Source organism: Prevotella veroralis, assembly GCF_018127765.1.
Taxonomy (GTDB): domain Bacteria; phylum Bacteroidota; class Bacteroidia; order Bacteroidales; family Bacteroidaceae; genus Prevotella; species Prevotella veroralis.
The window spans coordinates 905,206-918,377 of the sequence record NZ_CP072330.1 but is presented as its reverse complement, the minus strand read 5'-3'; the positions used below and the strand labels follow the sequence as shown (position 1 = coordinate 918,377).

The following is a 13,172-nucleotide window of genomic DNA, read 5'->3' as shown; positions in this document are numbered from 1 at the left end:
TAGGATTAATATGAGCAACAAAAGAGATCTTAAGCGCACCATTAATTATATTTGTGGTGACTTGTTTGTAGAGGGTATTGCAGCTTCTCTCTATGGTGAGAGTCGTGAGTCAGACAATATAGAGGCTCTCCTCACTTCTATTTTGTCTATGCACAATAATTATATTAGACGCGTCTCACATGTTGAGCCTGGTATGCCTGCTAAGGTATATTTCAAAGACCTCAAAGATAAATTTAGTAAGGAAGTCAATGAAGTTATTGACCAACTTAATAACCTCGCATAGTAATGTTGCAATCTCTTTCAAAGTGGCTTCTATATAAACGTATGGGGTGGAAGAAAGATGTTCGTTTCATTTTACCCAATAAAGCTATTATCTGTCTTGCACCTCATACAAGTAATTGGGATTTTATAATAGGGCAGTTGTATGCACGAGCTGAAGGGCTTCATAGCAATTTCTTGATGAAAAAGGAATGGTTTGTTTGGCCTTTAGGTTGGATGTTTCGTAAACTTGGAGGAATACCTGTTTGGCGTGATAAGCACACGAGTATGACAGATCGATTAGCTGACTATGCTATAAGGGCTGACTCTTTCCAACTTTGTGTTACTCCAGAGGGAACTAGAAGTTTAAATGCTGAATGGAAGAAAGGCTTTTATTATATAGCAATGAAAGCAAAATTGCCAATCTTCCTCTATGGTGTCGATTTTGAAAAGAAAACGATAGTATGCTCTAAAGTGATAACTCCAACAGGGGATATAGAGAAAGAATTGAAAGAGATAAAATTATATTTCAAAGACTTTAAAGGTAGACATCCAGAGCTATTCACAATTGGAGAGATAAATAATGAAGATTAAATGGTTGTGTACTGCGCTTGTTGCTGTATTTACTCTAAATTTACATGCACAAATGGGCAAAATAACATGGGACAAGACCGATTATCAGGGGAAACCGTGGGTAAAGAATGTGTCTCGTCCAAATGAGATCTCTGAAGGATTGCAGAATAGACACCTTTCTATATGGGCATCTCACGGGAGATATTACGATTCAAAGAAAGGTACATGGAAATGGCAACGTCCAATTCTGTTTGGTACAACGGAAGATTTATATACTCAAACAATAGTACTCCCCTATCTCATTCCAATGCTAGAGAATGCTGGTGCAATAGTCTTTACTCCTCGTGAAAGAGATTGGCAAAAGAATGAAGTAATCGTTGATAACGATAGCAAGTATAATGGCTATAAAGAAGAAAGTCTGAAAAAGAAGTGGGAGAATACATCTGTACCAGGCTTTGCACAGCATTATGGCAGTTATAGTGATGGTGAGAATCCCTTCATAGCAGGTACAGCCCGCCAAGTAAAGTCTCGTAAGCGTAAAAGTAAATTAAGTTCAGTTGTTTATCAACCGACAATTCCTGAGTCTGGGCGTTATGCTGTATATGTAAGCTATCAAACACAGAAGAAGAGTGTCGATGATGCAGAATATATTGTATTTCATAAAGGGCAGGAAACACATTTCCATGTTAATCAAAGAATGGGTGGAGGAACATGGGTATATCTTGGTACTTTCGATTTTGATAAAGGAAATAGTATCAATAACTCTGTAGTACTCACCAATCATAGTGCTCATAAGGGGATTGTCACTGCTGATGCTGTTCGCTTTGGTGGTGGTATGGGCAATATTGTTCGTGGAACTTCTGTTAGTGGATTACCACGTTTCCTAGAAGGTGCCCGATATTATACTCAATGGGCTGGTGCTCCAAGGAATGTTGTTAGCACAAGTAATGGTTCTAATGATTATAATGACGACATTAATTCTCGTTCACTAATGACAAATTGGCTAGTTGGTGGATCTTCTTATCTTCCTCATGTGAAAGATGGTAAGATGGTTCCTATAGAACTTTCTTTAGCAGTACATAGTGATGCGGGGGTAAAGTCAGATGGTAGTCTGGTTGGAACATTAGGAATATGTACTACACAACAAGGTAACAGTACATTGGGCGATGGTCTTTCTCGTCAGGCATCTAAGACATTGGCTCAACAGCTTGTTGCAAATGCAAAGAAAGATATCGAAAAGAGCCTTAATATCTCTTGGCAAACACGTTCTGTATGGGATCGTAATTATAGTGAAACAAGATTACCAACTGTTCCTTCTGCAATATTAGAAACTTTATCACATCAAAACTTCCCTGATATAAAGTTGGGACAAGATCCTAATTTAAAGTTTACACTAGCACGTTCTATATATAAGACTATTCTGAAGTATGAAGCAGATATGCATCATACAAGATACGTGGTTCAACCACTTGCTCCTAATAGCTTTAAAATAGAATATATTTCTGCCAAGAAGATACGTTTGCAGTGGAAAGCTACATCAGATGTAAGTGAGCCAACAGCTATACCTACTTCATATAATGTTTATACATCTATTGGAAACAGTGGCTTTGATAATGGTGTGAATGTGCGTGATTCTTATTGCGACATTGAATTAGAACCAGGAATGGTCTATAATTTTAAGATTACAGCTTGTAATCGTGGTGGAGAAAGTTTCCCAACAGAGACATTATCTGCTTTCCAACGTAATGGTGCAAAACAGACCATTTTAATTATCAATGGTTTTCATCGTCTTTCTTCTCCAGCTGTTATCAATAACAACTTAGAGCAAGGATTTGATATAGAAGCTGACCCTGGTTTGAGTTACATTAATAATGCAGGCTGGAGTGGTAGGCAGAGCAACTTCGATGTTTCTATGATGGGAAAAGAAGGTGTAAATGCTCTTGGTTATGGTGGCGAAGAACTTGTTGGTAAAGTTATAGCAGGTAATAACTTTAGTTATACACGTGAACATGCGGAAGCTTTATCACATGCTGGTAATTATAATATTGTTAGTTGTAGTAGTAAAGCTGTAGAAAATGGCGAGATTGATCTTTCCAAATATACCCTTGTTGATTTAGTACTTGGAAATGAGAAAGATGATGGGCACAGTCTTATTTATTATAAAAGTTTTAAACCATCTCTTCGTCAAAAACTTTCGGCGTATCTCCAGAAGCATGGTAAGCTGCTTGTTAGTGGTTCCTATCTTGCTTCAGATATGCAAGGTGCAGATGAACAACTTTGGTTGAAGAACTATCTTAAAGTTTCTTATGATGGTTCTAATGCTAATAATTACAATTCTATAGTTAGTGGAATGGGAACGTCATTTGATATCTATCGCACAATAAATGAGCAGCATTATGGAGCCTATACACCTGATAATATATTACCAACAGATAATGCTTTCTGTGCTCTTACTTATGCTGATGGGCATGGTGCAGCTGTAGCATACAAAGGTAATGATTATAGCGTGTTTACCACATCTTTCCCTCTTGAATGTATAAAGAGTTCATCTATACGTAACAACATAATGAAAGGAATCATCACTTACTTGATGAGTAAATAATAATCTTAAAAGTTAAAGCTATGTACAAAATTCAAGCAAATGCCACAGGCACGCGAAGTATCGAAATTAGTGATAAACATCTAAAAACTATTCAGAAGTATGCCCTTCTCACTGGTCTTGTAGATTCTAATGGAATTGTTGATGAAAACATTCTTGATAAGTTAAAGTTTAATATACGTGGTCTATTAGAGTCTGAACCAGGAAAGGATAAAGAACTTTTGGATTTATGTTTAGATGTTATTTACAACCAAAATATGAAAGCTATTGGACTTAACAATCTCATTAAGCTTTACAAGACCTGGGTTGCAGAGCATCAGGTTGAGGTGAATCTTGGAGAAGAGGCAATAGAAGAATAAACTAAAGAAGTAATCGTTTGAGTTCACAAAAGAAAAAACAAGAATCTGCTAAGCAGAATAGAAAGAACACAACTTCTACTCAACAAAGAAGAGAGCAAAAAGTAACTGCTTCCAAAGAGCAAACAAAAAGTTATAGTCGGTTTCAATTAACCGACTTTTTGCCGACAACAAAGAAAGAAGTTGAATTAAGAGGATGGGATCAGTTGGATATCATCCTTTTTTCAGGTGATGCCTATATTGATCATCCTGCTTTCGGGGTTGCTGTTATAGGTCGTACATTAGAAGCTGCTGGTTATAAAGTTGCAATTGTACCACAACCTGATTGGCATGGTGACCTTAGAGACTTTAAGAAACTTGGTCGTCCTCGTCTCTACTTTGGCATTGCACCAGGAGCCATGGACTCAATGGTAAATAAGTACACTGCCAATCGTCGCTTACGTTCGGAAGATGCTTATTCCCCTGATGGTCGTCACGACTTACGTCCAGAGTATCCTAGTATTGTTTATGCTAATATTCTAAAACAACTTTATCCTGATGTTCCTGTAGTGTTGGGAGGTATCGAAGCCTCTTTACGCCGCTTGACTCATTATGACTATTGGAAAGATTGCCTGCGCAAGTGTATTCTTTGTGATGCACATGCAGACATGATTATCTATGGTATGGGGGAAAAGCAAGTAGTTGAGATTGCAAAGGAACTAGAAACAGGGATTAAGATAAAAGATCTTAAGAATGTCCCTCAAACAGTCTATCTATGTAAAGAAGAAGAAATACCTGGTGGAATTAATGAGGATGATATAGTTCTCCATTCACATGAAGCATGTCTTCATAATAAAAAGTTCCAAGCAGAGAACTTCAAGTATATAGAAGAGGAGTCCAACAAGAAGCATGCTCAACGTATTCTACAAGCAGTAGATAATCTTTATGCTGTTGTAAATCCTCCCTACCCTACTATGACTACAGCCGAGATAGATGCTGCATACGATTTGCCATACACTCGGGAACCTCATCCCAAGTATCGTGGTAAAACAATCCCTGCCTACGAAATGATAAAACATAGTGTTAACATTCATCGTGGGTGCTTCGGTGGCTGTGCTTTCTGTACGATCTCCGCTCACCAAGGTAAGTTTGTTAGCTGTCGCTCTAAGGAAAGTATTTTGAAAGAGGTAAAACAAGTTATAGAGATGCCTGATTTCAAAGGCTACCTCTCCGATCTTGGTGGGCCTTCAGCTAATATGTATGGTATGGCTGGTAAGAATCAGAAGGCATGTGAACATTGTAAACGTCCAAGCTGTGTAAACCCAGAGATTTGTCCTAACCTCAATACTGATCATTCAAGACTGCTCGATATTTATCATTCTGTTGATGAACTCTCTGGAATTAAAAAGAGTTTCATTGGTTCTGGTGTTCGATACGATTTACTATTGCACAAGAGTAAAGATGAGAAGAGTAATGAAGCAGCAAGACAATACACACATGAACTGATTACACGTCATGTCAGTGGACGACTAAAGGTTGCTCCGGAACACACTTCAGATCGTGTTCTAAAGTTAATGCGAAAGCCTTCCTTCCAACAGTTCTATATCTTTAAGAGAATATTCGATAGGATCAATCGTGAAGAAGGTTTACGACAACAGATTATTCCTTATTTCATCTCTTCACACCCTGGATGTCAGGAAGAAGATATGGCAGAATTGGCAGTACTGACAAAGGACTTAGACTTCCATTTGGAGCAAATACAGGACTTCACTCCAACTCCAATGACTGTATCAACAGAGGCATGGTACACAGGTTATGATCCATATACTTTAGAGCCTATCTTCTCAGCAAAGACCCCCAAAGAGAAACTAGCTCAACGACAGTTCTTCTTTTGGTACAAGCCAGAGGCACGTCGGGATATAGAACGAGAATTACAACGTATAGGGCGCAGTGACCTGATTGGCAAACTATATGATAATGTGCCTAAGCGTCATCCTCGTGCTGTATATGATCCAAAGGCTGTTGGTAGTTCTCCAGACATACCGCGTAGGCGCAGTGCTGGAAAGGTCGATAAGCCTAATACTCGCCACAAAAGCACAACAAGTAATGGAGGTAAGAAACCTAAGAGTTATAACCCCAACTTTATGGGAGGTCGCCGCCATAAACAACGATAATCTTAATGTCGTACTTCCTGTTTAAGCTAGGAATTAGTTAAGACTTGAGGGGCAAGGTTACGATTTTTTCTTCTTTTCCTTGCTCCTTTAATTTATTCTTCTTACCTTTGCCGCCGTGAAAGAATTAGCAATGACATATCAAGTGAATGAAGTACTGCAAAGAATTATTCGATTCTTTGCATCTTTTTGCACTTTATCTTTGGTCAATCCAAATAATTTGCTAACACACACACACACACACACACACACACACACACACATTCGCACCTAGCGTCTAATAACATATTTTTTCTTCTCGCATACGCGCGCGCGAAGCGTGCCGTAACCCCTGTAAACAAAGGACTTCTAAGAGTTTCCTTTGTTCGCTTTTTTATGCCCTTTTGTGAACTCGATTTTAAGCAAAATAAGAACGAAATAACAGCTATTTTAATTAATAAAGTTATGAGAAAAGAACAAACTAAGAGGGATTATTCTGTACCTCATTGCATGATAATCCAAATGAATGAGACCACTAATTTGATGGACACGTCTTTCCCAAGTCAACATAGACCAGGGCATCATGGCGGTGTAATCTCAAGTGCAAAAGCTTCAATGCTATGGGACGAAGACGAGAGAGAGGACGAGGACGAAGAGAGCCCTATCATGGGAAGGCTTACAGAGAGTTATTAATGAACAGAACAAAGTAAGGAAGAAAACAATGAGACTACATTCATTCACCGCACGACTAAAGTCTTTGGCTTTCGTGTTTGGCATAGCCACGGCTTTTACATCCTGCGCTAACGAGGATGTAACACAGAACCCAACGGATCCCAATGAGGAAAACGACAAGAATCTCACTATCTTTGTGGCAGGTGACGAGACAAAGACTCGCACATCACTAGATTATAGCAGCGGTAACTTCTATTGGGAGGAAGACGACTATATCTATGTAAAGGATGATGATGGCATATTGCGGAGAAGCAGAAATGCCCCAACCAGCAAGGTCGCTGCTTTTAAATATATGGTACCGGGTAAGTTTACCGCAAGTGCAAGCTATAAAGTTTATTATTTGGGTAAGAATAGTAACTTTGTTGATAGAAAAGTAACAATCTCTGCGATTCAAATACAAGCGAAGCCTGACAATACAGAGCACTTTGGTACATCTGGTGACTATGGAACTGCTATGGCAACAAAGGTGGCAAGCAAGCAACAGTTTGCTTTTGAATTAGAGCATCAGCCAGCTTACCTAGTCTTCCTGCCTTATACAAGTAACACAATTCTGAATAAATGCTACTTGACAAAGGTCGAAGTAATCTCTGATAACGATATAGCAGAGACTTATACTGTCAACACTAGCACGGACAACTTGAAAATTTCTGCAGGTGGTAAGAAGATCACCTTGATCACAGGAGGCAACGGTAGCAATCCCTACGGCTTTCTTTTAACCAACAGTGTTCCTAGCCTAACTACTAACGGAGCTTACATGATCATCAAGCCAGGATCCCATATTTTAAAGGTACGTTACTGGGTAAAAGATATAGTAACCCATGTAGAGGGTACTATCACAAAGTCGCTACCTTCTACAAACTACGCCTCAAACACCTACTACGATGTGACCGCCAACCTCAATGTACGTGATTACGATGGTAATTACTATATGTGGGATGCACAGGATCAATATTGGAAGGGTCATGAATGGAATCTCGGAGGTAGTCAGCCAATACTCAATTATAATCTTTTTGGTGCTACCACATCCAATGACTACGCTTATAACAATAGTGACCCACGTTATTATAATAAAACAAATTTTGGACCTGGCATAAGTAATCCTGCTACCCACACTCCATGTAAAGACCTACCAAATGCTAACGAAATGTCTTGGTACGTAATGTATGGTGACCCACGTTGGGATGGTGATGAAGTATGGACTACTATGGGGCATTTATATAAAGGTGGCATGTGGCTTAAGAAGAAGTCTGTGTTGATAGCAGAGGGGCATTACAACACTGAGAAATCTGCAGATGGGGCAACTGATATGCGTACAACAGGGAAGGTCTACTCCAACAGTAGTATCACCAACTCAGAGTTCCCATCTGCAGCCAATGCCAGCAACTATTTCTACCTGCCCGCCTTGGGTTCCTACGGCTCCGGTCAGCTGGGCGGTGTTGGTAGGGTCGGCTTCTATTGGTCATCTAGTGCTGTTCCAATGATAAGCGGCTATGTTCCGATTAACAGCAACATTGACAAACTCGCATACTGCCTGTTTTTTGCCGGAAGTTCCGTCGGAGTGAGCTCCAATACTCGCGATCTCGGGTTGAGGGTAGGTATGTTTGAATGATCCTTATTGTCCTTCGTAGTCTGTTTTGTACCCAACGAAGAACTATAATCGTACCCAGCGAAGAAGTACGATCGTACCCAGCGAATGGGTAGGGGGCTACCCAACGGGCAGGGTACGACGCTACCCAGCAGCTGGGTACAAGACGCCCCAACCGCTGGATATAAAATACATGAAAAAGGACATTAAAATGATGTTATTATGAATATAATGTTTAATTTAAATTCTGATTCACAATGCTAGAATTTAAAGTTGCGCCTCGTAAGGCGACAATGGGAAAAATGAAGGGTAAGACGGTGTATATTGCCGTACCGAAAGGTCAACAGAAGATTTCACCCGAAATGGTGTTGGAACGTATTGTTCGTGAGACCTCATTGACAGAAGGTGATGCACGGAATGTGATTATTACGCTGCGTAACCTTATCTTGGATTGTGCACGCATGGGAACAGGCTTAGACCTCGGCGACATCTTCTCTTTGCGTGTGAATGTACCTTCTAAGATGGAGGAGAACGAAAAAGACGTATGTGCCAAGAGCCTTAAAGCTCCGAGGTTGACATTGACTTGGAAGAGTCCGGTGCGCAAGGCGTTGAAGGAGTTGCAGGTAGATGTGGATAATCCAGCGCGAAAGAAAGGAAAGAAACAGGAAAGCCCCGACCCCTCTCCGAAAGAAAAGGAGAATAAAGAAGAGAGTGGACCAGTAGCAGGATAAAGATATACCTTAACAATATTTAAAAAGGTGGAGATTAGTATCTCCACCTTTTTTATTACTTTTGCATCTGGTTCTTTCGGAGGGTGTTTTAGAGCTTTCTTGAAAGGGATAATCAGATTGAAGATAAGAATACGGTTATAAGAAAATAAAAACAAATTATGAGTAAGCAAACAGAAAAGATCAAGGCTCTCGTAGAGAAGCGTGAGTTGGCTCGCTTAGGCGGTGGTCAGAAAGCCATTGATAAGCAGCATGAGCGCGGCAAGTACACAGCACGTGAGCGCATTGAAATGCTGGTTGATAAAGGTAGTTTTGAGGAGTATGATATGTTCAAACTCCATCGTTGCCACAACTTTGGTATGGAGAAGAAACAATATCTAGGTGATGGTGTTGTTGCAGGTTCAGCAACAATTGATGGTCGCCTTGTTTATCTCTATGCTCAAGACTTTACTGTAAATGGTGGTTCTCTTTCAGAAACCATGGCACAGAAGATCTGTAAGGTAATGGATATGGCTATGACCAACGGCGCGCCTGTTATCTGTATGAACGACTCTGGCGGTGCACGTATCCAAGAGGGTATCTCTGCATTGGCAGGTTATGGCGAGATATTTGAGCGCAACATTCTTGCTTCAGGTGTGATTCCACAGATCTCTGGCATTCTTGGTCCTTGTGCAGGTGGTGCTGTTTACTCTCCAGCTTTAACTGACTTCATCATCATGAAGGAACAAACAAGTTATATGTTCCTTACAGGTCCTAAGGTTGTTAAGACAGTTACAGGTGAGGACATTGATGCAGAACATCTTGGAGGTGCCAGCGTTCATGCGTCTAAGAGTGGTGTAACTAGTTTCACGGCTAAGACAGAAGAAGAGGCAATGGACTTGATAAAGAAGTTGCTTTCTTATATTCCTTCTAACAATCGTGAGGAAGCTCCACGCGTAGAGTGTACCGACCCTATTGATCGTAAGGAAGACCTCTTGAATGAGATTATCCCAGACGATCCAAACCAAGCATACGATATGTATAAGGTAATCCAAGCTGTAACCGATAACGGAGAGTTCTTCGAGGTACAACCTAAGTTTGCTAAGAATATCATTACTGGTTTCGCTCGTTTCAATGGTCAGAGTGTTGGTATCGTTGCTAATCAGCCTTCAGCATACGCAGGTGTATTGGATACGAACGCTAGCCGTAAGGGTGCTCGTTTCGTTCGTTTCTGTGACGCATTCAATATTCCAATCGTATCACTTGTTGATGTACCGGGCTTCCTCCCAGGTACAGGTCAGGAGTACAATGCCGTTATTCTTCATGGTGCTCAGTTGCTCTACGCTTACGGCGAAGCTACAGTACCAAAGATTACAATCACATTGCGTAAGAGCTATGGTGGTTCACACATCGTAATGGGTTGCAAGCAGCTTCGTTCAGATCTTAACTTCGCATGGCCAAGCTCAGAGATTGCTGTAATGGGTGCTTCTGGTGCAGTTGCAGTACTCTGTGGTAAGGAGGCTAAGCAAGTTAAAGAGCAGGGTGGTGATGTAAAGCAGTTCCTCGCAGAGAAAGAAGAGGAATACTCAGAGAAGTTTGCTAATCCATATCAAGCAGCTCAATTTGGTTATATCGATGATGTTATCGAACCACGCAACACTCGTTTCCGCATCTGCCGTGGCTTAGCACAACTTGCTCACAAGAAGCAAGATCTCCCAGCTAAGAAGCATGGTTGTATGCCAATGTAACTGCAGGAGGCAAGACTATGGATAAGAACGTATATGCTGTAATAGCGATGGCACTCTACGAGTTTGCCGGAAACAATGTTCACGACATCGAACCAAGCATTATAACCATTAAGCCAAAGCAAACAATGTGGGATGCTAAGTTCGAGATAATGACAAAGAAACCATAATAGAAAGTCAAATGAAAGAATTTAAATATACAATCGACGGCAAAGAGTATAAAGTCGAGATTGGTGAGATTAGCGCAGAGAATGTTGCTGAAGTTACTGTAAATGGTGACAAATACAGTGTTCAGATGGATAAGCCAACTGAGCCAGAGAAGAAGAAGGTTGAACTCGGCAAACCTGCTGCAACTGAAGCTAACGAAGACGCTGCACCAGCAGCTGCAATCAACGCATCTGCTGCTATCAAGGCTCCACTACCTGGTACTATCACTTCTGTTGAAGTAACTGTTGGACAGGAAGTAAAGGCTGGCGACACCGTAGTTGTTCTTGAGGCTATGAAGATGCAAAATAGCATTGAGGCTGAAAAGGATGGTAAGGTAACCGCTATTGCTGTTAAAGTTGGTCAAGCTGTACTTGAGGATGACCCATTGGTTGTTATTGAGTAAGACAATATTGTTCTCTATGTACATGTAATTAGTATATATAAATAAGGTAAGCCCCGGAAGTCGATTTACATCACTTTCGGGGATTACTATATAATAAGGTGGCACTTTAATGTTTAGCCCCATCTAATGTATAAAAAACATGGATTCCACATAAAGAATAACTCCGTTAGACACCCGCTCTTGTATGAAGAGAGCCTTTAGGTTAAACGACAAATGTACTTTAAGTTAGAGGTTGATTGTACTTTAAGTTAGAGTCCAATCGTACTTTAAGTTAGAGTCCAATCGTACTTTAACTTAAACATCTTTTGGACTTCTACTTAATAAACTTCTTTATACACGTTTGTATAGTCTATTATACAAACGTGTATAACTAATTATACAGGCGTGTATAATCAATTATACAAGCGTGTATAACATCGTACTCTTACTTAAAATACCTTCGTACTTCAAGTTAGAGGTCTGTCTTACCTTAAGTTGGATGTTAACGAGACATTAACTTAAACATAGAAATAAGTTTAAGTTAATGTGTTCGCATAAGTTAATGGGGTAATAATTAAGTTCATTATTAGTAGTGTATCAATCCCTACTAATAAGAATTATTGGACTTCAAACTTAAGTCTTTTGCTTACTATTAAAGAGTATTCCCCTCCTTTGGGAATACAACAGAAGGCTTAAACTTCTTAGCTTCCTCAAAATCCATCATTGCATAAGAGATGATAATTACAGTATCACCTACAACGGCTTTACGGGCGGCAGCACCATTGAGACAAACGCAACCGCTTCCACGCTCACCTTTTATAATATAAGTCTCAAGACGTTCACCATTGTTATTGTTGACAATTTGCACTTTCTCACCAGCTATCATATTAGCTGCATCCATGAGGTCTTCATCAATGGTTATACTTCCCATATAGTGAAGGTTTGCCTCTGTGATTGTTGCACAATGTATCTTACTCTTTAATACTTCTATTTGCATTTCTTTTCTATCCTCTATATTTAATATGGTCAATCAATCGAATTGGAGTTTTACCGCAATAGACAGTTATACAACCAACGATATTTGATGATTCGTTCCAATCAGTAACATCAAGAAGTGTGTTACCATCTACGATTGCGAAATATTCAACTTCTAAGCCAGATATAGCATTGATGTCAGATATAACCTTATCTTGAGTTTCCTTTACACTATGGCTTTGAGAGAACTCTATACTTTCCTTCAAGGCTCTGTAAATGTTGGGAGCAATAGCACGCTCGTCATTGGTAAGCAATGTGTTACGAGAACTCTTTGCTAATCCGTCTTTGTCACGAATGATAGGACATTCAACTATTTCTATATCCTTCTGCAAACCAAGATATTCTACGAGACGTTTAATAACGGCAATCTGCTGCCAATCTTTCTCACCAAAGTAAGCACGGTTAGGACGTGTGATATAGAACAATCGACTGACGATTTGGCAGACACCATTAAAGTGACCGGGACGCTTAGCACCTTCCATCACTGTTGATTGTGGAGGGAAATTGAACTGCCTATTATCAGGCTGTGGATATATTTCATCAACAGATGGGGCAAAGACATAGTTGGCACCGCATTGTTCAAGTAGTTTACAATCAGCCTCCAGTGTGCGTGGATAACGCTCCAAGTCTCCTTTATCGTTGAATTGTGTTGGATTTAAGAAGACAGAGACAATCGTTACGTCATTCTCTTCCACACTTCGCTTAACGAGAGACGCATGTCCTTCATGTAAAGCCCCCATTGTTGGAACTAATCCTATAGTCTTGTTATCTTTTCGCAAAAGGAAAAGCTCATTCTGGATATCAACAATCTTTTTAAATACTTTCATCAGTAATTGATAATTAAACGGCTGCAAAGTAACAACA

The 13,172-nt window shown here is 40.0% G+C and carries 13 protein-coding genes; 11 read left to right on the top strand and 2 right to left on the bottom strand.

All coding sequences use genetic code 11. The features are described 5' to 3' along the window. The first annotated feature begins 10 nt into the window (after positions 1-10). The 11 genes from J5A55_RS03860 to J5A55_RS03810 all read left to right on the top strand — a co-directional run bounded on the left by J5A55_RS03860 (position 11) and on the right by J5A55_RS03810 (position 11,294). Positions 11-283, top strand: a complete 273-nt coding sequence (locus J5A55_RS03860) for a hypothetical protein (protein ID WP_004383637.1) — start codon at positions 11-13, stop codon at positions 281-283. 2 nt (positions 284-285) lie between these two features. Next, the gene (locus J5A55_RS03855; protein WP_004383636.1) at positions 286-852 is read left to right on the top strand and encodes a 1-acyl-sn-glycerol-3-phosphate acyltransferase; all 567 of its coding nucleotides are present in this window, start codon (positions 286-288) and stop codon (positions 850-852) included. Then, positions 842-3,433 (top strand): golvesin C-terminal-like domain-containing protein, encoded by a 2,592-nt coding sequence (locus J5A55_RS03850; RefSeq protein WP_004383635.1) that lies wholly within the window; start codon positions 842-844, stop codon positions 3,431-3,433. Before J5A55_RS03855 ends, J5A55_RS03850 begins: the two co-directional genes overlap by 11 nt. Before the next feature lie 20 nt (positions 3,434-3,453). After that, complete coding sequence (locus J5A55_RS03845; RefSeq protein ID WP_004383634.1) at positions 3,454-3,789, top strand: hypothetical protein; 336 nt, start codon at positions 3,454-3,456, stop codon at positions 3,787-3,789. 17 nt (positions 3,790-3,806) lie between these two features. Further along, positions 3,807-5,939 carry a YgiQ family radical SAM protein gene (locus J5A55_RS03840; RefSeq protein ID WP_004383633.1) on the top strand — a complete coding sequence of 711 codons (2,133 nt, stop codon included), beginning with the start codon at positions 3,807-3,809 and terminating at the stop codon, positions 5,937-5,939. Between the two features lie 441 nt (positions 5,940-6,380). Further along, entirely contained in the window at positions 6,381-6,608 is a 228-nt protein-coding gene (locus J5A55_RS03835) for a hypothetical protein (RefSeq protein ID WP_039851437.1), read from the top strand. A gap of 28 nt (positions 6,609-6,636) precedes the next feature. Further along, positions 6,637-8,256: a hypothetical protein gene (locus J5A55_RS03830; RefSeq protein ID WP_004383630.1), complete on the top strand. Its 1,620-nt coding sequence runs from the start codon at positions 6,637-6,639 to the stop codon at positions 8,254-8,256. Positions 8,257-8,489: 233 nt separating this feature from the next. Then, positions 8,490-8,963, top strand: coding sequence for an HU family DNA-binding protein (locus J5A55_RS03825; RefSeq protein ID WP_004383629.1), 474 nt, complete (start codon positions 8,490-8,492; stop codon positions 8,961-8,963). 158 nt (positions 8,964-9,121) lie between these two features. Continuing rightward, entirely contained in the window at positions 9,122-10,687 is a 1,566-nt protein-coding gene (locus J5A55_RS03820) for an acyl-CoA carboxylase subunit beta (RefSeq protein WP_004383628.1), read from the top strand. 17 nt (positions 10,688-10,704) lie between these two features. Next, positions 10,705-10,854: a hypothetical protein gene (locus J5A55_RS03815; RefSeq protein ID WP_009434108.1), complete on the top strand. Its 150-nt coding sequence runs from the start codon at positions 10,705-10,707 to the stop codon at positions 10,852-10,854. Positions 10,855-10,865: 11 nt separating this feature from the next. Next, positions 10,866-11,294 (top strand): biotin/lipoyl-containing protein, encoded by a 429-nt coding sequence (locus J5A55_RS03810; protein WP_004383626.1) that lies wholly within the window; start codon positions 10,866-10,868, stop codon positions 11,292-11,294. A 631-nt stretch (positions 11,295-11,925) separates the two neighbouring features. Here J5A55_RS03810 and panD read toward each other — a convergent pair. Both panD and panC read right to left on the bottom strand, forming a co-directional pair. Beyond that, positions 11,926-12,270 (bottom strand): aspartate 1-decarboxylase, encoded by a 345-nt coding sequence (panD, locus tag J5A55_RS03805; protein ID WP_009434044.1) that lies wholly within the window; start codon positions 12,268-12,270, stop codon positions 11,926-11,928. Between the two features lie 7 nt (positions 12,271-12,277). Next, complete coding sequence (panC, locus tag J5A55_RS03800) at positions 12,278-13,135, bottom strand: pantoate--beta-alanine ligase (protein WP_004383622.1); 858 nt, start codon at positions 13,133-13,135, stop codon at positions 12,278-12,280. Between the last annotated feature and the right edge of the window lie 37 nt (positions 13,136-13,172).